Consider the following 22452-nt stretch of genomic DNA (forward strand, 5'->3'; position numbering starts at 1 on the left):
ACCACAGGCTACGCAAATGTGATTTTGCTTACCCTGCTTTTTCCCATTCTTACGGATATGGGTGCCGCCGCATTCAGGACACTGCATCACAACTCATCCTCAATTCATACTCTAATTATGCAACGCCGGACAGGCTTTGCCAACCGGGATGATGTCGCTGAGGCGATCGCTCAAATGACCCAAGCTAAGCTCAAACTCGTCACCTTTGCTGACTATCTAGCCTTTGACAATGGCTTAGATAGTCGGTACGAGCTCACCTACGGAGACTTGATCGAGGTGCCGCCGGAATCTGATGAGAATGTGTTGATTTCGCGCGCGATCGATCGCGTCCTCTCAGAGCTTGTTGGCTTTCGGCGAGTACGCACCCATCAGCTGGCAATTGAGCTACCGGGTCAGCCCAAAAACCGCTTTCCAGACCTCACCGTACTGCGGCCAGAACACCTAGACCAGCTCCAAAGCTTGGGAAAATCTGCCATTACCCTAGATATAGCTCCGCCACTGCTGGTGGTAGAAGTGGTTAGCCCTGGGGCCGACAACCGCCGCTGCGACTACCTCGACAAGCGCAACCAGTACGAGTGGCGCGGCATTCCTGAATATTGGATTGTTGACCCCCAAGAGCGGTGCGTCACAGTGCTGGCGATGGTGGACGGGAGGTACACAGAATCCATCTTTACCGCCGATGAGGTCGTCGTATCACCAACTTTTTCTAGCTGGCCATTGACAGTGGCAGAGATGTTGATGCCCTAACCGGGCTGATAAATCTTGGGCAGGTTTTAGCTCATTTGATCTAAAGACAACAGCCATTGCTCGGCTGCTTTGGGCGATCGCAACTGCACAATCGATAGATGAACATACTCCGGTTGCTGAAACAGGGCCGGGTACTGCTGACGCTTTTTCCAGTAAGTGCGCAGCATCCAAACCAAAATTGAATCGCGGCTAAAAAACGATTGGCGAAACGTCTCGCGATTGCCATTCCAAAGCTCTTCTTGGTGGAGCGATCGCCGCCAGGTGCGCCGCAACAGCCGCCCCATCACCAGCCCAAAGGGGTAATCCAGAAACACGACCGTGTCGGCTTTAGCCCAAACAAGGTCGCGCACGGCGCTGTAGTTGCCGTCTATAACCCAGCGATCGCCGCTCAGCGCCAACCTCACGCGATCGCGAAAGACCTGAGGCTCAGCAGGGGTCCAATTTGGCTCCCACTGCAAGGCATCTAGCTCAATGTGAGGGAGTTGGCAGCGCTGAGCGACCTGGCGCGCTAGAGTTGTCTTACCTGATCCCGTTGTGCCAACGATGGAGATTCGTGCCATGCAGCTGTCCATTCCCGAATCCATTATTCAATCCATCCGTTTGCCCGAAAGCCGCATTGAGGCAGAGCTTTTGAAAGAACTTGCCCTTGCCCTTTATGCCCAAGAGCTGCTGTCTTTTGGCAAAGCCCGTGAACTTGCCAGCCTTGATCATCGCCAATTCAGCCAACTTCTAGGCGATCGCCACATCGTCCGGCATTATTCAGAATCTGAACTTGAAGAAGATCTGGACTATGCCCGTCGTCAGTAACATCTCGCCCCTCTTAAACCTGGCAATCGTTGATCAAACATCTTTTGTAGGGGCAAACGGCCGTTTGCCCCTACAAAATGCATGCCATTCATCTCCCAAACTTTGGCAAATAGACCATGGGTTAGCCTGCTGAAGCAAGACCTGCGCCAAGGTAAATCTGAAGGCATTACCCTAATTTAGGATGGTCGTTAGACCTAACTCAGTTTGCAGGTGAGCTTGCCGCTAGATTCGCCGCCAATGTCGCCGTAGTCCACCAGGCCAACGGGGAAGGGGGCCACTTTCCAGATGTCGCTGCAATATTCGGCGATGGAGCGATCGCTCGAAAAGCTCCCCATTCGCACCGAGTTGAGAATGGCCATGCGCGTCCAGCTGTCGGCGTGGCTGTAGGCTTCGCCCACGGTCTGCTGGCAGTCGATGTAGGCCTGGTAGTCGGCCAGCAGCATAAAGGGGTCGTGGTACAGCAGCTTATCGAGCAGTGGTTTAAACAGGCCAGCATCGCCGTGGGAAAAGTGGCCCGAGGCGATCAGGTCGATGGCATCCTTGAGCAGAGGGTTGTGCTGATAGTAGCTGTAGGGATCGTAGCCTTCGGTTTTGAGGGCGACGACTTCGGGGGCCGTGAGGCCAAAGAGAAAGAAATTTTCGGCCCCAACGGCGTCGCGGATCTCGACGTTGGCCCCGTCGAGGGTGCCAATGGTCAGCGCGCCGTTCATGGCAAACTTCATGTTGCCAGTGCCCGAGGCCTCAAACCCAGCGGTGGAGATTTGCTCGGAAAGATCCGAGGCGGGATAAATACGCTGGCTGTTGGTGACGTTGTAGTTAGGTAAGAAAATTACCTTGATCTGGTTGCGCAGGTCGGGGTCTTTGTTGACCATGTCGCCCACGGCGGTGATCAGCTTGATCATCAGCTTGGCCATATGGTATCCGGGGGCCGCCTTGCCGCTAAAGATAAAGGTGCGCGGCGTGATATTCAAATTTGGATTCTGCTTGAGCTGGCTGTAGAGGGTGACGATGTGCAGCACGTTGAGGTGCTGGCGCTTGTACTCATGGATGCGCTTGACCTGCACGTCAAACAGCGAGGCGGGGTCAACCAAAACGCCGTGCTGGCTGTGGATACGGCTGGCCAGGTCGCGTTTGACCGCCTGCTTAATGGCCCGCCACTCGTCGCGGAACCCTGCATCGTCGGCCAAAGGCTCGATCTGTTTGAGGTCGTCCAGGTGCTTGATCCAGCGATCGCCGATCCGGCTGCTAATCAGCGTACTCAGGCGCGGGTTGCTCAGCACCATCCAGCGGCGGGGGGTAACGCCGTTGGTCTTGTTGCAAAATTTTTCGGGGAACAGTTCGTAGAAGTCGCGCAGCACGGTCTCTTTGAGCAGCTCGCTGTGCAGGGCGGCAACCCCGTTGATGGTGTGGCTGCTGACGCAGGCCAAGTTGGCCATGCGCACGTAGCGATCGCCGCCTTCGTCAATCAGCGACATGCGGGCCAATCGGTCAGGATCCTTAGGAAACTTCATCCGCACCAGATCGAGGAAGCGGTTGTTGATTTCGTAGATAATTTCGAGATGGCGGGGCAGCAGGGCCCCAAACAGGCTGACGGGCCACTTTTCGAGCGCCTCGGGCAGGAGGGTATGGTTGGTGTAGGCGAGGGTTTTTTGGGTAATTTCCCACGCTAAGATCCAGTCCAACCCGTGCTCGTCGAGCAGCAGGCGCATGAGTTCGGCGGCGGCGATCGCCGGGTGCGTATCATTCAGCTGAATGGCAAACTTCTCGTGAAATTTTTCGACCGGCATATTCTGCCCGGCCAAAATGCGAAACATGTCTTGCAGCGAGCAAGACACAAAGAAAAACTGCTGCTCTAGGCGCAGCTGCTTACCGGCGGTTTTTTCATCGTTGGGGTAAAGCACCTTTGAGATATTTTCTGAGGCAACTTTTTGCTCCACCGCGCCGTAGTAGTTGCCCCGGTTAAACACCTCAAAGTCAAAGGATTCGATCGCCTCGGCCTTCCACAGACGCAGGGTGTTGGCGGTATTGACCCGGTAGCCCAAAATCGGCGTGTCGTAGGGCACACCCAGCACTTCGCGATCGGGCACCCAGCGCACCCGGTAGCGCTCGTGATTATCGGTGTAGGTTTCGGTGTGGCCGCCAAACTTAACCTCCACCGACCACTCGGGGCGGGCCACCTCCCAGGGGTTGCCGTAGCGCAGCCACTTGTCGGTGCGCTCGACCTGCCAGCCGTCGCGCAGGTCTTGCTCAAAAATGCCAAACTCGTAGCGAATGCCGTAGCCCACCGAGGGCACTTCCAACGACGCTAGAGAATCGAGGTAGCAGGCCGCCAGCCGACCCAGGCCGCCGTTCCCCAGGCCCGGCTCTTCTTCCTGGGCCAGCAGATTGTCAAAGTCTAAGCCCAGCTCTGCCATCGCCTGCTTGACCGGCTCGTAGATGCCCATGTTGATTAGGTTGTTGCCCAGGTGTGGCCCCATCAAAAACTCCGCCGACAGATAGCAGACCGTGCGGGCGCGGTGCTGGGTGTAGCTCTCGGCGGTGCCATTCCAGCGGTGCAGCATGCGATCGCGCACCAGGTAGGCCAGGGCCATGTAGTAATCGTGCTGGGTGGCCAGCGACACGGGCTTGCCCTGCACATAAAAGAGATTGTTGAGAAACGCCCGCTTGATGCTCTCCACGTCGGTGGCGGTGCGGTCTTTGGCAAGGGCAGTGGATACGGCAACGTCTACTGGGGAAGGAGTATCCATAGGTGAGCGATCCTGGGTCAGGGTGTAGGGAGTGACCCTATTGATCAGATCAAACTGTGCGATCGCCCATTGTGACCTAGAGCACTATTTAAGATTAGTTTACGACTGGCCCACAATATACTTGTCGAACCACCGGAACTGCTCCCAGAGCACGTGCTCTATGCTCTCTTTGGCTCGATAGCCGTGGTCTTCAAAGGGCAGCAGCACCAGCCGAGTCGTGCCTCCCGCACCGCGCACGGCTTCGTAGAAGACCTGGGACTGAAACGGCGGGGTACCAGGGTTAGAATCGTCGTCACCGTGGATGATGAGAACCGGCTCGTTGACCTGGTCGGCAAAGAAGGTCGGTGAGAGCTGAACGTAAGCCTCCCGCGCTTCAAACAGGGAGCGCCGTTCGGCCTGGAAGCCAAACGGCTGATTTGTTTTGTTGTACGACCCGCTGCGGGCGATACCGGCCCGAAACAAATCGGTATGGGCTAGCAGGTTCGCCACCATTAGCCCGCCGTGGCTGTGGCCGATGACGCCGATCCGTTCGGGATCGGCCACGCCGATTTCGACGGCTTTCGCGACGGCAGCTTCTGCATCGGCCACCAGCTGGGGTACGAAGGTGTCGTAGGCGGTCTCAGGATCGCCAAGGATCGGCATGGCGGTCTGGTCGAGTACGGCGTATCCCTGCAATAAGAAGTAGAGGTGGGAGGCCCCGTACAGCTGCATGAAGCGCTGGGCCGAACCCCTCACCTGCCCAGCGATCGCGGCACCCGAATACTCCATGGGGTAAGCATAGAGCACCGTGGGCAGCGGCGTACCCTCTTGGTAGCCGGGGGGCAGATACAGGTGAAAGCTGAGCGGCACGCCGTCGCTGCGCTCGTAGCGCACAATCCGTTTTTCGATCGCGCGCAGCTGAGGGGTAGGGTCTTCGAACTGCGTAATGGGTTCACGCGTCAGGGCGCGGGTGGCTTCGCCTGCCGCTGCTTCGATCGGCTGGCCGAAGCTGGCCAAATAGTAGTTGGGTACCTCTACCGCTGATTCGGAGCGCAACACGACGCGGTCGCTAGCCGCAACGGCCACAACGTACTCGTAGCGGTTTGGGTCGGAGCGAAACAGTCGCTCGGTTTCCCCAGTGACTAGGTGGCGCAGGTCGAGGAAGGGGCGATCGCCCTCATCGGTCGCACCGCTGCCGCTGAAGTAGACTGCATCTCCCTGCTGGCGCAGCACCTTGCGACCGTTGGGCAACGTGCGAAACAGGGGATGGCCCGGATCGCCGTAGCGATCGCCCTCGTTCAAATCAAACCACAGCCGCGATGTACCGTTATCTACATCCAGTAGCCAAACGTAGCGCCAGCGGCGGATGCGCTCGCGCTGGGTGAGCATGAGCGTGCTGCCCTCGGCAGTCCAGCCATTGCTTTGGGGCTGAATGCGGTGCTCGGCTTTGAAGATGACTTCGGGCTCTGCCGTGAAGGGGGCATTTAGACGCATGAGGCGATCGCGGTGGGGCACCTCGGCCACAGGGTCGCCGCCATCCAGCGCCTCGACCCAAAAGAGCGTATGCGGCGCAGTGGGCCGCCAGGCCACCGATCGCGGGCCGACGGGCACGCCGTGGGTTGGTACCTGGTCGGCTACGGGGAGAGATGCGATAGTTGCAACCGGCTCGCCCTGGCTGTTCCACACTTCGATCGCGCTGGCGAAGCGCCACCAGCCCACCTCGTGCGACCAGGGGGCAACCAAATACTTAACCAGCAGATACTCACCAGACGGTGAAAACTTAGCCACGGTATAGGGAGCCGGTGCCCCGATAACGTTGACCTGGCCAGTCGCCGGGTCGATAATCGCCAGCTCGGCGGTGGCGTAGTACTCAAAGAGGGCATCGTCGTGGGCGGTCTCCAGCAGGTTGCGGGCTTCGTAGGTGGAGCGCGACGAGGCCCCCGACCCTTCAACAATCTCTGGACCTGCCGGAATGGCTGATGGCTCAGGCGCTGGCCCCCGCGATGGAATGCGGCGAATTAGCAGGCGATGCTGGTCGGGTAGCCAGCTGACGGGGTTGCCTAGTACCGGGTTGAGCGCTAGACCCTCGATCTCGGCTACTTTGCCTGCTACCGAGCCGACCCATAGACCGATATGGTCGCTATGCCTGACGGTGAGGGCATAGCGATCGCCATCCGCCGTCCATTTCACGTCGAGCACTTCGACATCCGCAGGCAGATCGAGCTGAATTGTGGTGCCGTCTTCGACTCGAACCAGGCGGGGGGAGGTGCCCCCGTGGCGGCCATGGTGGTCGTTGGTAACGGGGTTGATGCGAATGCCCGCCAGCTTGTGCATGGGCGCGGCGAGTTCGGCTAGGGGCGGGTAGCGCACCGGATCGGTAAGCAGCAGATATTTGCCAGCGGGTGCTGTCCATACGTGGGGGAGCTGCGGCGCGTGGAGCACGTCTAAGACTGCTTGGGGGGGAGACTGCCACTCGGTTGGGGGCTTCAGGCCGTTTTCGGTTGCCCCGACGTTTGTCGTCGCCATAAATGCTCCCACTGCTAGCAAAAGTAAGATTGACAATTTTACGATTATTCTCTTCATGCTTCTGCGCGGGAGTAACAGACTAGTCGGCGAACGGAACAATGCATTTGCAGATTCGGGATGAAGCCTCTGCATCAGCGGTCTAGGGCTACAAATCGCTAATCCAAAACTGACATCACTCCCACTGCTTTTGACGGGCTTCATCGACTAATTGCTGGGCATCTTCAGGTGACAAACCGTATCTACTCCTCAAAACCTTTGGCATTGCATCACAGTCGCGATCAAGTTCAACATCAGGTTCAATATCTGTCAGCGTGTCTGGGAGAGCAACATTACAGAGATAAGGCTGATTTTCCCCAACGAGGTGTTGTGAGGTCAGATTTGTCTCGCCGCGGAGATCCGTTGCCAGCAAGATTGCGTAGCGGAGGTAGGCGGAGCTGAGGTCGGCGGAGCTGAGGTCGGCGGAGCGGAGGTCGGCGGAGCGGAGGTAGGCGGAGCTGAGGTCGGCGGATCTGAGGTAGGCGTCGCGGAGGTTGGCGGAGCTGAGGTCGGCGGATCTGAGGTAGGCGTCGCGGAGGTTGGCGTAGCTGAGGTTGGCGTAGCTGAGGTCGGCGTCGCGGAGGTCGGCGTAGCTGAGGTCGGCGTAGCTGAGGTCGGCGTAGCTGAGGTCAAAGCCACTCAGCGAACGACATTGGCCGAGTAGGATGCGCTCCCCAATATAGTTGCCAAGTAAGCTCTGGTCTGGGCGGGGTACACCACGCCCACAGCCTTTGACCAAATCGACAACCGCGTATTTTTCCGCGCTGCCGCCCTCGTTATCGTCAATTCGGCCGATATCGGCCCGCACCCGTTGTTCGCGGATATTGTGCTCTACTATGCCAACAATTACGAGAGCAGGTATGACCAGCCAGCTTGCGGTTTTAAAGCGGGTCCATTGGCGGTGGCGACGACTCTTTTGAATGAAGGCTCGCGCCATATCTGAGAGGGGAAAGGTCTCTGCCTGCTGTTTTTGAAACTGAATCGCTTCATCCAGTGGCAGTCCCTGCAGTAGATATCCTTGCAATTTTTGATGTTCTTGCCAGGCTACGGCGCTGGCTTCTATGCGGCGCTGCTGGCGCAGCAGGTCGCGGTTTTGTTCTATCCATTGCCGCAGCAGGGTCCAGTGGCGAATCAGCGCTTCGTGGGCCACATCCACAATCGCCTGCCGTTCGAGGTCATCCCCTTTGCTCACCACTTCGCTGGTTACCAGCAGCCGATTGTCCTTATTCGCCAGGGTTTCAACGACCGTTTGTACGCGCTCGGCGGGGTGCAGCGGTTCCGAAACTAAATTGTCTAGAAATACGCGACGGCGGGTGTCTTCGGTACCTTCCCCCAGCTGGGTCAACTGCTGAAAGATATGCTGCACCGTACGCTGCTGGTCAGGGTCAAAGCTGTTGTAGAGTTCCGTGGCCCGCTGATCTAACGTGCCATTGATGCCACCGAGGGCTTGATACGCCGACAGCACCAGTTGATTGCCCTGTCGCCGCTGCCACAGTTCCTTCAGGGTGTACTGCAACAGCGGCAGACTCCCCGGTGCCCCTTGAATGTCATTCAAGATTTCCGTCACCAGGGCATCTTCCACGGTGAGCCCGACCTGCACCGCTGGTTTACAAATGGCATCCCGCAGCTCATCGGGCCGCATGGGCAATACACTCTCCATGTGCTGCTGCACCTGCTGAGCCAAACCACTGTAGTCGCGTTCCAGACATTTGCCTACAAAGTCTGAGCGCATGGCGATCACCAGGCACAGCTTGTCCCCGGTCGTTTGGAGTGCCCCCATCAAACAGGCAAAAAACCGCGATCGCTCATCAATGTCCTCGCAGCGGGTAAACACTTCCTCAAACTGATCGACTACCAGCATCACGCGCGGGGCGGGGGCCACTTCTACCAGACGGGCCAGGCCCGCGCCCCCTTCCCGAAGCAGCCCCTCTGCCCGCCCCAAAGCTTCCGCTCGGTCGAGCTGCGATCCGTCCTCTGGTAAAAAGGCCGTTGCCAGATTTTTCATCGGTTGCGCGTCGGGGCGCATGATCACAATCTGCCACTGGTCGCTGCCCGCAATCCGCCGCCCCAGCCGGAGCTGATGCAGCAGCCCGGCCCGCAGCACCGACGACTTGCCATTGCCCGAGGCCCCCACCAGGGCCAAAAAGTTGCTGGTGCGCACCTGGTCGAGCAGCTGCCCGGTCAAGGCTTCTCGACCAAAGAAATAGTGGGGGTCGTCGTCGTTGAGGTCGAAATATTCCAGCCCTTTGTAGGGGCAGCGGCTGGTATCGGTGGGGGTTAGCCTCGGCCGCAGCCTCGACCTGCCACGACCGGGTCAGGTCGATCGCATTGCCAAAGTTGGTGCAGACCGGGCTCTGCAACTCACCCCTCAGCGCCTGGTTGACATAGTCGACCAGGGCAAAGCTATCGACCCAGCGGCCCGGTAGCCGGGTGGGGTCTAGCCCGGCCAGCAGGGCGTTGGTCAGCACGCTATAGGGGCTGTTCAAGTCTTGCCAAGATTTTTCGTAGTCGCGCGAAGAGGCAATAAAACAGCGATCGCAATCGTCGTCATGGCCTGGATTTGCCGCCTGCACATTGACCAACAGTGCGCCGCTGTGGCAGCAGTCTAGCCAGACAATTTGCTGCTTAATTGGGCTCTCGGCCAGCAGCCACTGCAACCAGCCCAGCGAAATGCCAAAGCGATCGGCACTGGGTTGAGTATCGCTGGTGGCCAGATAGCCCCTATCGTGGCCGTCTTGGGCCGGAATGCCGTGGCCAGAAAAGTAAAACAGCGCCGTATCGGGGGTTTGGGTGCTGCCGGGTAGAAACAGGTCTTTGAGCTGGGCTTTGAGCTGGGCCTGCGACAGCGGCAGGGTCGAACCCACCTGCGGAACTTTGCGATCGCCCCCTTCAACCTGAACAATCGCCTCTGGGCAGCGGATGACGCGAAACTCGCCGTCTTGCTCTAGCCGCTGGGCGATCGCATTGGCATCGGCGGCAGGTGCATTCAAACTTTGCAGGTGTCGGTAGGTATTGATGCCAACAACCAGAGCTTTGCGATCCATAGGAATGCGTCAAAATGGTGAGGTTTCAGTCGCGCGATCGCTAGCGTCAGGCTCCCCTGGCGACGCGGTGCAACCGTTGTTAACCCTATCGCCAGAGCATACCCCATGAAGCTAACTATTCGAAGTTGCTCTATGACGATAACGTTGTGTATTGACAACTTAACGGGTTGAGGAAGTGCAGCGGCATTGTCATGCCGCGATTTAACAAGTTGGGCGATCGCACTAAAGCATTGCCGCCTCGTACTAAAACGCCGGGCGATGGTCAAAGACCGGCAGGCCAACGCACTAAAACATTGCCGCCCTACACTAAAACACGCAGCCGTAACATCAATACGTTGCGGTCTGCATCAAAGGTGTCGGGAAGAACAGAGACCCATACAGTGACTCATGTGGCAGTAGCGCGCCATAATAGGCGCTTCATCCGAGGGGCAACAAAGGACAATCCAGCCCCCTACTCTCTCACTGCCTACTCCTCACCATCTCAAAATCTTGCTAATCTCCGCCGCCAGCTTCAGGGGCCGAAAGGGCTTCGCCAGCACCGCCGCCACCGCCAGATCTGGGGCATCGGCCTGCTGAAAGGTCTGGGCCTTGGCCGTCACCAAAATCACCGGAATGCCCTGGGTGGTGGGGTCGGCCTTGAGCTTTTCCAGGGTGGCGCGACCATCCATTTCCGGCATCATCAGGTCGAGCAAAATGGCGTCGGGGGTCTTCTCGGCTGCCGTTGCCAGGGCTTCTGCCCCCGAGCTGGCGCAGAGCACCTGCCAGTCGGTGGCCATCTCTAGGCCCATCTGAATGATGTCACGCACATCGGCTTCGTCGTCAACGATGAGAATAGATTTGGGCATGGGGTAGTGGATAGGTGGATGGGTGAATGCATAGGGGCAAACGGCGTTTGCCCTAACAACCTTGGCTTAAATCAACCAAAATCGGGCGTCAACGGCAGCAGCACGTGGAAGGTGCTGCCCTGGCCAAGGGTGCTTTCGGCCCAGATATCGCCGCCGTGCTGGTGGACGATCTGGCGGCAGATGGCCAGGCCCAGCCCCGTGCCGCCCTTGGCGCGAGCGTCGGAGGCATCGATCTGCTGGAAGCGATCGAAGATCAGCTGGAGCTTGTCGGCGGGGATGCCGCGGCCCTGGTCGGTGATGGAGAGATGGAGGGTGGGAGATGAGGTGAATGGGTGGATGGGTGGATGGATACTATCTATCCACCCATCCACCCATTCACTCTCTTCTAACTGAGCCTGGAGCCAGACGGTGCTGCCAGAGGGCGAAAACTTGATGGCGTTGCTGAGCAGGTTGGTGAGCAACTGCTGCATGCGATCGCCGTCAACCCACACCCTTAACGGCAGCGACTCGACCACCAGGGTGACCTGGGTCTGGTCAGCCATGGCCTGCATGGCGGCGATCGCCTGGTCGAGCAGACCGGCCAGGTCGCAGTGGGTTTTGTGCAGGGTGAGCTGGCCCGATTTCATTCGCTCTAGGTCGAGGATGTCGTTGACCAGGCGAATCAGGCGCTCGGTGTTGCTGACGGCCACCTGCACGATCTGCTGGCCACGGGGGGTGAGGTCGCCGAGCTGGCCGGTGGCCACCAGGTCGAGGGAGCCGATCAGGGCGGTCATGGGGGTGCGCAGCTCATGGCTGACCAGGGAAATAAATTCGTTTTCGAGGCGTTTGCGCTCGGTGATGTCGTTGGCAATGGTGAGGGCGCAGCGCTGGCCCTGAAGCTCGATTAGCTCCACCGAGAGCAAGATGGTGCGGGTCTCGCCCGAGCGAATGCGCAGATCGACTTCGCGGTTGTGCAAGACGCCAGCCTTGATCAGGTCTTCGATGCCCTGGTCGTAGGTGGGGGTGTCGATGCCCAGGTTGAGGTCGGTGACCCGCTGGCCGATCAGGTCGTCGCGGCGGTAGCCGGTGAGGCGCAGGTAGCTGGGGTTGACCTCCACAAATCGGCCCTCGGCCAGGGTGGTGATCGAGATCGGGCTGGGGCTAGAGCGAAAGGCTTTGGCAAAGGTGTCTTCGGCCTGTTTGCGCTCGAGCTCGGCTCCGGCGCGGGCGGCAAATATTTTGAGAATCAGCTCCTGGCCGGGGTTTTCGCTCAGGGGGGTGGCGCTGAGCACCGCCAGGTGGCCCAGCATGTGCCCGCTGGAATGCATCAGCGGTGCGCCCATATATCCCTCGGCTTCCATTTGTTGAAGCTTGGGCGAGTGGGGGAACAGGGCTTTGACGTTGCGGGGATAGATCAGCAGCTGATCGGGGGTGAGCCCAGCGCAGGGGGTGCCGGGGATCGCGTAGGTAAAGTTTTCGGCGATCGCATCGTCTTCCCAGTAGGCCAGGGTGGTGGCGGTGCCGTCGCCGTTAAATTCGGATAAGAAAGCGTAGCGCACGTTGAGCACCTGGGCCAGGTAGCGCACGCAGGTGTGAAAGAACGCGGCTCCAGTCTGGGCGGCGGTGCCCTCGACGATCAGCCGCAGGGCTGCTTCCTGGCGCTGGCGCTCGCTGATGTCTTCGCCAATGCCCAGCAGGTAGGTGGGCTGGCCATCGTCGTCAAACAGGGGCACCTTGAGGCTGCGAATGTAGATAGTTTCGCCGGTATAGGGCTGGGTGATGGCTTCAGAATTTTCGACGGTTTGCCCCTGGGCGATAATCTCTTGGTCTTGGCGGCGGTAGTGGTCGGCCAGGGGAGCGGGCAGCAGGTCGTGGTCGTTTTTGCCCAGGCCCATGTGGTGCGAGAAGCCGAGAATGCGATCGCAGTTGGGGTTGATCAGCTCGTAGCGGTAGTCGTCTTGAATATTTTTGGCGAACACGGTGATCGGGATATTTTCGACCACGCTATTGAGAAAGGCCTCGGAGCGGCGCAGGCTCTCTTCGAGCTGGCGGCGCTCGGTGATGTCGCGGAAAAACCAGATGCGGCCAAAATAGTCGCCGTCGTCAGACACCACCGGGGCGGAGTAGCGGTCAAACACCCGCCCGTCCTTGAGCAAAATTTCGTCTTGGCTGCGGGCGGAGGGGGTTTCGTAGAGCTGCTGAATTTTGGCCAAAAACCCGTCAGGGTCTTGGAGCTGGTTGAGCACCGTCTCGACAATGGTCATATCATCCGCCGTTTGCAGCTCGGGCTGGGCGATCGCCCACATCTCCCGAAAGCGGTGGTTATACCAGGTGATGCGGCGGTGCTCATCGACCACCAAAATGCCGTCGATGGCCGCCTGCTGCTGGGCCTGGAGCAGCGAGTTGGTGCGCCGCAGGCTGGCCTCGGCCTGTTTGCGATCGCCAATGTCTACTACAAATCCTTCGTAGTAGGCCGACTGCCCAGCACTATCGGTCACCAGCCGGGCACTGGTAGACACCCAAACGGGCGCACCATCCTGTCGCCACAGCCCTGCCTCAAACCCTGAAATCGTGCCATCGGCCTGCAGCTGCTGCTGCAAGGTCTGATAATCTTCCCCATGGCAGTAGCGATCGCCCCCCATGCCCACCGGGTCAGCCAAAAACTGCGCCGACGATTCGTAGCCCAGCAGCCGGGCCAGGGCCGGGTTGACCTTGATGCAGCCGCCATTGAGCTGGGTCTGGTAAATGCCCAGGGGCGCATGCTCAAACATTGAGCGGTACTGGTGCTCGGCCTCTTGCAGGGCAAACAGGTGGCGCTGGCGCTCTTCGCCCCGGCGCTTGGCCTCGGTGACATCGCGAATCACCATCACCGCCGAGCAGTAGTCGTCGTCAAAGTAAATTAGGCTGCCAGAAATCTCCAGGCAGCGGGTCTGATCGCCTTGGCACAACTCATACTGGGCCGTCTGGTAGTCGCCCGCCAGCACCCGAAAAGAGGGATAGTCGCGGCGGGCCAGCCCTTGCCCCTGCACCTGAAGCGGCAGCACCTGGGGCAAGGGCTGGTTGAGGATGCTGGTGTGATCGCGATCGACCAGGCGATCGAAGGCGGCGTTGCACCACTGCACCCGGTTGTCGCAGCCCGTCCAGAGGATCGCATCGGCGATCGCCCCCAGGGCCAGCTCCATTTTGCTCAGGGTGGTCTGTAGCTGGTCAACCCGTTCTGCCAAGTCAACGCCCATAGTTCTTGCCCTCCCTTGCTTTGAGCGATGTCCAAATTAGCTTTACTCTACGGTTCAATCGAGAAGATATCGGGAAGAGGGGAGAGCCCCCAGCCTTCATCAACCGGCAGCTTCACGGATTGGGGGCACCTGCGATCGCTGCACCCTCGTCACAGCGCTTTGATACAGCCGCTGCAAGCTCAATCCATCCTCGGGATAGCTGACGATCGCCAGCTCAAAGTCGGGCTGGAGCCGCTCTCCGGTGGGCAGGGCAACAATCTGTCGCCGCAGCGCCTTGAGCAGGGGAGCCAGGTAATCGTAAGCATCGGCGGGGGTCAGCTCCGGCAGTCCCACCACAAAGTCGCCACTGTCCCAATAGCCCAGGGTTGCATTACCCCGCAGCAGGGCTTGAAAACACTGGCCCCAGGTTTGCAGCAGCAGCTCTCCAGCCCCATGGCCGTACTGCACAATCACCGGGCGCAGGTCGCTGAGGTGGATCAGCGCCAGTGAGAACGGCGTTTTGTGGATGTGGGCGGTTTCGAGCCCCTGGGTCAGCTGCCGCTGCGACTGGGGATAGTTGGGCAGGCCGGTGGTGCGATCGCGCTGAGCCAGCCCCTGCAAAAATCGATTGCGCTCCAGCCGGTTGAGCACCCGCGTCAGCACCTCGGGGCCAACGATGGGTTTAGAAATATAGTCATCGGCCCCGGCCCGAAACACCTGCTGCACAGTATCGGCATCGCGGTGGGCGGTGAGAAAGAGAATCGGCAGGTTTTGCCAGTGGGGGTCGGTGCGTACCGCCTGGCACAGGTCAATGCCGCTGAACTGGGGCATAGCCACATCCAAAATCAGCAGGTCGGGGGCGGTAGCCGTCAGCACCTGCCAGAACTGCTGGGGATTGTCTAACCCGGTGACCCTCATGCCCCAGGGTTCGAGCAGGGGCCGCAGGGCTTTAGTTACCAGGGGGTCGTCATCGACCACTAGCACCTGGGCAGTAGTGGCCCGATGCCGCTGCAAGACCTGGTGGGTCGCCTCCCACAGCTGAGCGGCGGTCACAGGTTTGATCAAGAGTCGCTGTAGACCGGTACGGGCCAGAGCCACCCGATCCATCAAGCTATCGGTGGCGATCAGCGCCAGGGAGGGTATGGGCCAAGGCTGAGCCGCCAGCTGCTGCAAAAACGCCAGACTAGCCGCCCACTCAGACGCCGCTGCAATATCGATGACGACCCCAGCCACCTGACGGTTCTGCAAAGCCCCTTGGGCCTGATCGGGGGTATCGACCTGCACCCAGCCATAGGTCGATGCCTGGCTGATCTCCTGCATCGCTTGCCCCAGGGCGACATCGTTTGACACCAGCAGCAGGGTCTCCGCATCTGACGGCTCCACGGAGTCACCCTGGGGCTGCAAATTGAGGCTACTGGCCAGTTGACCGACTAACGGCGGCACATCATCCCAGGTGTCGCCCTCCAGCAGGGTTTCGAGCTGGCGGGCCAGGGTAGTGCCTTCGTCGCGATCGAACATGCCCAGCACCCCGGCCAGCTTGTGGGCTGCCTGGGCCGCCTCGGCCTGGAGCGCGGGATCTAGGGAGTTCGCCTGAATTGCAGTAGCGGCTTTGGTGAGAACATCCAAACGCTGGGCCATGACGTCCTGATATTTGCTCCAGAGGCCCTGCATGGACTGGTGGAAGGTTTCCTCTAGGTTGGTGTCGGGTAGAGGGGTGGGGGAGTGGACGGGTGAGGAGGATGGGGGAAATGGAGAGGATTGGGTAGGGGCAGACACCGTCTGCCCTAGAGGGTGCTGCCCCGGAATAGGTGGGGAATCGGGGGTGAAGCGGTAGCCGATGCCGTAGACGTTTTCGATCCAGTCGGCGGCACCGACGTCTTTGAGTTTGCGGCGCAAGCCTTTTATGTGGGCTTTGACGCTGTCTTCGAGGGGCGGGTCGTCAAAGCTCCACAGGTGCTCGACCAGGTGGGCGCGGCTAAACACCCGTGCGGGGTGGCGCATAAACAGCTCTAGCAGACTGTATTCCTTGGGGGTGAGCTTGAGGGGGGTGTCGTCGTAGGCGACCTGGCAGCTGGCGGGGTCGAGCCGCAACGGCCCCAGCGCCAGCAGGGTATCGGGGGCGACTTCTCCTCGGCGCAGTAGGGCGCGCACCCGAGCTAGAAATTCATCCAAATTCAGGGGCTTGATTAAATGATCGTCGGCCCCGGCGTCAAGCCCGCGCACCCGTTCGGCAGGGGCGTCTTTGGCGGTCATCAGCAAAATGGGGGTCTTGCAGCCCTGGTGGCGCAGCTGTTCGCAGAGGGCAATGCCGTCGAGACCGGGCAGGCCCACATCGGTAACGATCAGGTCGTAGGTGGTGGCTTGGGCGTACTCCCAGGCGGTCTGGCCATCGGCGATCGCATCCACCACATACCGCTGGCTGGCCAAACAATCCACCAGCCGATCGGCCAAAATCACGTCATCTTCGACCAGCAGAATTCTCACCGCTGCGCTGCTGCTGTGGAGAAAAGGCTACTGTCACGCTACCGCAGTCCGATGGCTGAGGCGAAATTCCTTAAATATTGTTGAGCATTGCAATGCCCTACTCTGGGCCAGCCAAAAACGTTGGGCATCTATGGCTGAACCACCCTGCCGATCGCCCGAGCCAAACCCTAGGAATACTAGCTCTGCATAGGGTTACTCCCCACTCGGCACGGAATTTGCCCTCATCGCGAAACGATACATCCCTGAAATTTCCCGATTTTCTCCCGGCATCTTCCCAACTGCTCCCTACCTTGAGACTCAAGAGCACCAAACAGCTCTAGCCCTAAGGCGACTTCTAAAAAATAGTTTCCCTAATGGTGGGCAATGCCCACCCTACAGCGGCTACAGTCGCTTAATTTAAGCGGGGCTTCTTTCCTAGAAATCTCCTAAGAACCACTCAATCTATATTCCTAAGCCCTAAAAAAACCGAAACTCACAGGAGCCCATGTTGATGCAACTATCTACAACCACAACCCCGAGCACTCCGCTGGTGCCCTCGATCTCGCCGCGATTTGCGCAGCATAAAGCCTGCGGCATTCTAGAAACGGGAACCGACTCGGAACAAGTATGCGTCCCGGAATCGCCCCTCACCACGGAGGATTCCATTCACCTAGCCACCCATGCCGATCAGAAATGGCTGACTGCCGCACTAGTGCTGGCCTTTGTCGATGACCCGATCATGCGGTGGATGTATCCCGACACCCACCAATACCTCACCCACTTTCCAGCTTTTGTCAAAGCCTTTGGAGGACGTGCCTTCGAGCAGCAGACTGCCTACGCTGTCAACGGCTACGCCGGGGCTGCCTTCTGGCTGCCACCGGGAATTGAGGTTGACGAACAGCCGCTGATAGATCTCTTTCAGCACAGTGTTTTTGAAGCTCAGCAAGCCGATCTCTTTGCCCTGCTAGAGCAGATGGGCCACTACCATCCCCTCCAGCCTCACTGGTATTTATCGCTCTTGGCGGTAGAACCTGCCCACCAGCGCCAGGGCCACGGCTCAGCCCTAATGCAACCGATCTTGGCCCAGTGCGATCGCGACCAGCTCCCTGCCTACGTTGAATCTTCAAAACCTGACAATATCCCCTTCTACCAACGCCATGGCTTCGAGCTACTGGGCACCATCCAGGCAGGCGGTTCACCCCCCTTGTTCCCCATGCTCCGCCCCCCAAATAATTTCCCCATCTCCTAGCCTTGGGTCGCACCATGACGTTTGCGGCTGATTAGCCAAATCTGGGACATCTTGACCCGGATTTGGCCTACGCATCCTTAACTCTTTTTTCGGTTTTCCTTCTTTCAATCAGGAGCCCCCTTATGACTACGCTTCCCCACCTCAGCGATCGCCTGTTCATCACCGACGGCGGTATGGAGACCACGCTGGTCTTTCATCAGGGCATTGACCTGCCCGACTTTGCATCCTTTGACCTACTGCGCCGTCCGGGCGGGCGTCAAATTATCGAAGACTACTTTCGCACCTATCTGGCCCTTGCCGTTAAAAACCAGGTGGGCTTCATTCTTGAAAGCCCCACCTGGCGGGCTAACCCCGACTGGGGCACACGTCTGGGCTACTCGAGCGAGACTCTGGCGGCGGCTAACCGGGAGGCGATCGCCCTGCTTCAAACCCTGCGGCAGCAGTACGAATCGGCCACGACCCCAATCGTGATCAGCGGCTGCTTTGGCCCTCGGGGCGATGGCTACAGTAGCGCGATCGCCATGACCGAGGCCGAAGCCGAACACTACCATCGCCCCCAGATGGAAACCTTCCAGCAGGCCGGGGTGGATATGGTTGCCGCCCTAACCATGACCTACGTGCAGGAGGCAATCGGCATTACCCGCGCCGCCCAGGCAGTGGGTTTGCCCGTGGTGATTTCCTTCACAGTAGAAACCGATAGCCGCCTACCCAGTGGCACAACCCTAAAAGACGCCATTGCCGAGGTGGATGCGGCCACTGATAACGGGCCAGCCTACTACATGATCAACTGTGCCCACCCCACCCACTTTGCCAACGCCTTTGCAGTCGACCAAGCCTGGATGCAGCGCATTCGCGGTCTGCGAGCCAACGCCTCTGCCAAAAGCCACGCCGAGCTGGATGAGTCTACCGAACTGGATGCGGGCAACCCGGCGGAACTGGGGCAGCAGTACCGGGAACTTAGGGCTCAGTTCCCTCACATCACCATTCTGGGGGGCTGCTGCGGCACCGACGATCGCCACATTGAGGCCATCTGCCAGGCCTGCCTGCCCCTGGCCTGGGCACACCTGTCGCAGCCCGCCCTGATTCTCTAGAGCTAATTTCGCCGAGAGAACTCAACGTAGCCAAACGCCCTCAGACTTCTCTTGAGGGCGTTTTTTATAGCCGTCGCTACGAAGGCTAGGACGTTTTTATCGGTAACTTCTAGGCGATGGCTATACGCCAGTTCGCTGCCCCAGTCTTGGCTACAGGCGATCAATACTGTCCTAAGCGAACTGGCCAGCGCTACAACCCTAAATTTGGTGTTGCTGAACTGAAGCATGAATTCGGGTAAGGGCAAACGGCCGTTTGCCCTTACAAGAGACGTTACAGTTTTGATTCATACCTGTACCCAGCAACGCCCTAAATTTTGTCGGTTGGCATCCTGACTGACTGTGTACATAGGTATCTTGCCTGTCCTTGGCATCGCTTCCCGGCGGTGTATTGCTTCACGTTGGCAAAGCCTCGCCTAGCGTTATGTACCCTACCAGACCCTAAAAAACAGGCTTGACATGGATTCCCGTTTCACGGGAATGACAGACAGGGATCGTTGCAAGCAAAACGTCCTAATAATATCGGCTAGGGCTATATGATTTGCTCCCTTAGCCCCCAATCCTGAGGAAGCGGCCTGTCCGCAAACAAAAAAGGGTGAGCCACCCGCAGATGGCTCACCCGATCGCGCTTATTGCCCAAGCCAAACCTAGGAATACTGGCTTGGCACGGGATACTCGCCATTCAGCACGTAGTTGCCCACATCGCGGAACTTGTAGGCCACCGGGTCGTGCAGGCTAAAGGTGCGCAGATCGCGCCAGTAGCGGTCAAAGCCGTGGCGGCTGGCGGTGGCTCGCGCCCCCATGCCGTCGAAGATCTGGTTGGTAATCGCCAGCCCGGCGGCGATCGCCAAGGCCTTGGCGGCGGCCAGGGAGACGGCGATTTCGCCCCGTTCTTCAAAGGTCAGAGCCGTCTTTTTCTGCCAGCCGAGCTGGATCTGCTCGGCGGTTTGGTCGGACAGAGCGATCGCCGCTTGCAGCTGTGCCCACAATTCGCCGTACTGATGCAGAATGTATGGATCTTGACTCGCTGACTCAACCCCCGAAAACAGCCAGGGGCGGCTTTCGGTGACGGTGTAGCGGCGGGCGGCCTTGAGCGCCCCCTCGGCAATGCCCAAGTAGGTAAACACCTTACCCATCTGCGACACCAAAAAGGCCAGGGTGGGGAAGGCGCTTTCGGGCACGGGTGGCGGCCCGATCAGCTCGTCGCCATACACCACCACGTTGTCAAAGCGGTAGCTGCCGCTGGCGGTGCGGCGCTGGCCGATGTTGTCCCAGTCGTGGTTGTAGGCCCAGCCGGGGCGATCTTGAGGCAGCACAAACACCAGGGGTAGGTCGCCCTCGGGGGGCATGGCACCAATGATGCTGAGGTCGGCCACCGCCAGGCCCGTGCCAAAGCTCTTCACCCCGTTGACCCGAAAGCCGCCCTCGGGGGCCGGGGCAATTTTGAGCCGCGAGTCGCGCCCGTTGATGGCGTTGGCCCAAAACAGGTTGTGCTGGGCGGTGAGGCGATAGTAGTGCTCGGCCTGGCCGGGGCGACCAATGGCCTCAACCGCCGCCACCAGCGAGACATGGTTGGCGTAGAGCTGCCCCACTGAGCCCTGGGCATTGGCTAGAGCCTGCACCGCCTGATAGACCTGGGGCCAGGTCGCCCCCGCCCCACCATACTGGCGAGGAATGGGCAGCAGCAGCAGGCCAGACTTTTTGAGGGCTTCGACCTCGGCGGTGGGCAACTCGCCACTGCGGTCTTGGTTGACGGCATCAGCGGCCAGTTGCTCAGCCACCGATGCCGCCACGCTGAGGTAGTCGGTAAAAGTAGTTGAAGGAAGCGTCGCTTGCATAGAGTTAGTCTCCTGGGGGGGAATATAGGGGAGGGAATAGGGCTTCTGTGTATTGAGAGCTAGGGATAAGAATCACCGCCCCGTCGGCATAGATATACCGAGGGGACGGGGTGACTCAACCTAGCCATGCACGGTGCTAAATTTGATCGGCTTTATCGCGGTTTGCTTCGCGTAGTTTGTCGAAATCTACTTTGTCAAGATTCTCTTGACGCAGCTTGCCGAAATCTGCTTTGTCAAGATTCTCTTGGCGCAATTTATCGAAATCTACTTTGTCGCGATTTTCTTCACGTAGCTTGTCGAAGTCCACTTTTTCGGTAGTTTCTGTGTTCAACCCATCAGAAGAGTAGGCGGCGGCAAAGACAGGAGAAAAGGTGGTAGCCGCGATCGCAGCAGTCAAAACAAACAGGGCAGTACGTTTCATAGCATTGGGCTCCTTGTAGAGTTCAGAAAGATGTTGTGTAGTAAATCAACTTAATTGCTCCTCAAGGGTGCGATCGCAGACATTTTTCCGAGAAGAATATTGCTCTAGAAAATGCTCTGGCGATCGCAACGTTTGAGGTAGCTGTCCTCACTACATCGAACTCTATTGCCCAAACGAGAATAAGCCGAGAGGCAACCGAGAAAACTTCGAGAAGAATTCGGGAAGCTGCCATCGCCCTGCTAAAGTTCCCGAGTATTTCTCAGTTTAAATTCCAGTTTTTCTCCATTGCTCCTTAGGTTCAGAGCATACCCAGCGCTAGAACTCTCAGGAGCCACCCATGTTTATTTCCCCCAATTTCTCCCAGCTCGGTGCGGCGGCTAAACCTCGCCAGAAGCGATCGCCCCAGCCCCCGATTAAGCATCCCCTTGGCTACAGTTATCGGCCCCACTGGCACAACCGATGTTGGGAAGTGCTGTCGATCGTTTGGGGCGATCGCCAAACCTCTAAGCCCCACTGCCACCAGATCTCGTTTAACCTCACGCGGGTGCAGTCGGGCCGCATTTTAGAGCGCAAGTACCGCACCTCTGGCGGGCAGTTGATCGTTGCCTCCGAGCGGGTGCTGACCGCTGGCCAGTGGACCTGGACGCTGCCGTTTCAGGTGCATGAGCTAGTTGGGTTGGGCGATCGCAGCCACACCCTGCACGTCTATTTCCCCGGCAGAAAATCCACCGTTCGCCATCCCTAACCTGCTCGACAAACTTCTCGATTTTCTCCCCAGTTTTTTCCCGGCATCTTCTCGACTGCTCTCTACCTTAAAACTCAAGAGCAAACGCCATGCTTCCATCCCCAACCCCTGCAGGAGCCCCTATGTACCCCTTCATTTCGACTGAAACCTACCTGACCAATCGCCATCCGGCCCTCAGGATGCGGCCACAGCTCATAGCCACTTCGGTTTTGCTGACCCTCACCGCTTTTTTCACCCAGGGGTACCAACCCAAAATTCGCGAAACTGTCAGCGGTGGCAACAAAACCTGGCAGGTCTACGACCCCGCCACCCACCAAAAAGCCACCTTCTACTCTGAAGATGACGTGCGGATATGGCTCGAAAACCGCTACCGCCAATCATCTTCCACCAGAGCTAACTCCCCTAGTTGGGGAAGATCAAACCCATGAACACCAGGCCAACTTACCCCCACCCGCCCCCGCGTTTAGACCGATATGTGACCCAGGTGCGGGCTTGGATGATGGTTCACCGCCACAGTTCCCCCAGCATCGCCCTAGAGCAGAAGATGTCCCGCCAGGGACAGTAAACCCTGGGTCAGCCACGGATTACACCAGCACCGTTTCCACCCATCGCCGGGGCGACTTGGGCATCCCCGTCCCCCACCTAGCCCCAGCGTCTGGGCAAACCCAGGCCGCAGCGCCGCTTCCTCCACCGGCTGGTTCAAAAACGTATTACGAATACCCA

Annotated in this window: 17 protein-coding genes and 1 pseudogene; 7 read left to right on the forward strand and 11 right to left on the reverse strand. The window is 58.9% G+C overall.

The genetic code is table 11. From position 1 onward, the window contains the following. A partial coding sequence (locus VB780_RS13405) for a transposase-like zinc-binding domain-containing protein (protein WP_416349209.1) occupies positions 1–87 on the reverse strand: 87 nt, incomplete at its 3' end. An 87-nt stretch (positions 88–174) separates the two neighbouring features. Here VB780_RS13405 and VB780_RS13410 point away from each other — a divergent pair. Beyond that, positions 175–747, forward strand: a complete 573-nt coding sequence (locus VB780_RS13410; protein WP_323351693.1) for a Uma2 family endonuclease — start codon at positions 175–177, stop codon at positions 745–747. Positions 748–773: 26 nt separating this feature from the next. Here the strand turns inward: VB780_RS13410 and VB780_RS13415 are convergent, their stop codons facing one another. After that, entirely contained in the window at positions 774–1307 is a 534-nt protein-coding gene (locus VB780_RS13415; protein ID WP_323351665.1) for an AAA family ATPase, read from the reverse strand. Here VB780_RS13415 and VB780_RS13420 point away from each other — a divergent pair. Continuing rightward, a complete protein-coding gene (locus VB780_RS13420; RefSeq protein ID WP_323351666.1) occupies positions 1306–1554 on the forward strand; it encodes a UPF0175 family protein in 249 nt (82 codons plus the stop codon). The two genes, VB780_RS13415 and VB780_RS13420, sit on opposite strands and share 2 nt — an antisense overlap. A 194-nt stretch (positions 1555–1748) precedes the next feature. Here the strand turns inward: VB780_RS13420 and VB780_RS13425 are convergent, their stop codons facing one another. The 7 genes and pseudogenes from VB780_RS13425 to VB780_RS13455 all read right to left on the reverse strand — a co-directional run bounded on the left by VB780_RS13425 (position 1749) and on the right by VB780_RS13455 (position 16409). After that, complete coding sequence (locus VB780_RS13425; RefSeq protein ID WP_323351667.1) at positions 1749–4301, reverse strand: glycogen/starch/alpha-glucan phosphorylase; 2553 nt, start codon at positions 4299–4301, stop codon at positions 1749–1751. Between the two features lie 99 nt (positions 4302–4400). Next, positions 4401–6806: an alpha/beta hydrolase family protein gene (locus tag VB780_RS13430; protein ID WP_323351668.1), complete on the reverse strand. Its 2406-nt coding sequence runs from the start codon at positions 6804–6806 to the stop codon at positions 4401–4403. A gap of 172 nt (positions 6807–6978) precedes the next feature. Next, complete coding sequence (locus VB780_RS13435) at positions 6979–9135, reverse strand: pentapeptide repeat-containing protein (protein WP_323351694.1); 2157 nt, start codon at positions 9133–9135, stop codon at positions 6979–6981. An 88-nt stretch (positions 9136–9223) separates the two neighbouring features. Further along, positions 9224–9886, reverse strand: a pseudogene (locus VB780_RS13440) (caspase family protein); the annotation flags it as partial. A 473-nt stretch (positions 9887–10359) separates the two neighbouring features. Continuing rightward, positions 10360–10731, reverse strand: coding sequence for a response regulator (locus tag VB780_RS13445; RefSeq protein WP_323351669.1), 372 nt, complete (start codon positions 10729–10731; stop codon positions 10360–10362). A gap of 71 nt (positions 10732–10802) precedes the next feature. Then, on the reverse strand, positions 10803–13946 hold the full coding sequence (locus VB780_RS13450) for a PAS domain S-box protein (RefSeq protein WP_323351670.1): 3144 nt from the start codon (positions 13944–13946) through the stop codon (positions 10803–10805). Positions 13947–14045: 99 nt separating this feature from the next. Further along, entirely contained in the window at positions 14046–16409 is a 2364-nt protein-coding gene (locus VB780_RS13455) for a response regulator (protein WP_323351671.1), read from the reverse strand. A 490-nt stretch (positions 16410–16899) separates the two neighbouring features. Between VB780_RS13455 and VB780_RS13460 the strand changes: the two genes are divergently transcribed. Further along, the gene (locus tag VB780_RS13460; RefSeq protein ID WP_323351672.1) at positions 16900–17637 is read left to right on the forward strand and encodes a GNAT family N-acetyltransferase; all 738 of its coding nucleotides are present in this window, start codon (positions 16900–16902) and stop codon (positions 17635–17637) included. Between the two features lie 122 nt (positions 17638–17759). After that, the gene (locus tag VB780_RS13465; RefSeq protein ID WP_323351673.1) at positions 17760–18728 is read left to right on the forward strand and encodes a homocysteine S-methyltransferase family protein; all 969 of its coding nucleotides are present in this window, start codon (positions 17760–17762) and stop codon (positions 18726–18728) included. Between the two features lie 644 nt (positions 18729–19372). Here VB780_RS13465 and VB780_RS13470 read toward each other — a convergent pair. Both VB780_RS13470 and VB780_RS13475 read right to left on the reverse strand, forming a co-directional pair. Beyond that, on the reverse strand, positions 19373–20563 hold the full coding sequence (locus VB780_RS13470; RefSeq protein ID WP_323351674.1) for an acyl-CoA dehydrogenase family protein: 1191 nt from the start codon (positions 20561–20563) through the stop codon (positions 19373–19375). A gap of 136 nt (positions 20564–20699) precedes the next feature. Beyond that, complete coding sequence (locus tag VB780_RS13475; RefSeq protein WP_323351675.1) at positions 20700–20984, reverse strand: hypothetical protein; 285 nt, start codon at positions 20982–20984, stop codon at positions 20700–20702. 337 nt (positions 20985–21321) lie between these two features. Here VB780_RS13475 and VB780_RS13480 point away from each other — a divergent pair, with 337 nt between their 5' ends. The 3 genes from VB780_RS13480 to VB780_RS13490 all read left to right on the forward strand — a co-directional run bounded on the left by VB780_RS13480 (position 21322) and on the right by VB780_RS13490 (position 22294). Next, complete coding sequence (locus VB780_RS13480) at positions 21322–21729, forward strand: hypothetical protein (protein ID WP_323351676.1); 408 nt, start codon at positions 21322–21324, stop codon at positions 21727–21729. A 122-nt stretch (positions 21730–21851) separates the two neighbouring features. Beyond that, the gene (locus VB780_RS13485; RefSeq protein ID WP_323351677.1) at positions 21852–22157 is read left to right on the forward strand and encodes a hypothetical protein; all 306 of its coding nucleotides are present in this window, start codon (positions 21852–21854) and stop codon (positions 22155–22157) included. Next, a complete protein-coding gene (locus tag VB780_RS13490) occupies positions 22154–22294 on the forward strand; it encodes a hypothetical protein (RefSeq protein WP_323351678.1) in 141 nt (46 codons plus the stop codon). Before VB780_RS13485 ends, VB780_RS13490 begins: the two co-directional genes overlap by 4 nt. The last annotated feature ends 158 nt before the right edge of the window (positions 22295–22452 follow it).

It is taken from the genome of Leptolyngbya sp. CCNP1308, from assembly GCF_034932455.1.
In the GTDB taxonomy this organism is placed as follows: domain Bacteria; phylum Cyanobacteriota; class Cyanobacteriia; order Phormidesmidales; family Phormidesmidaceae; genus Nodosilinea.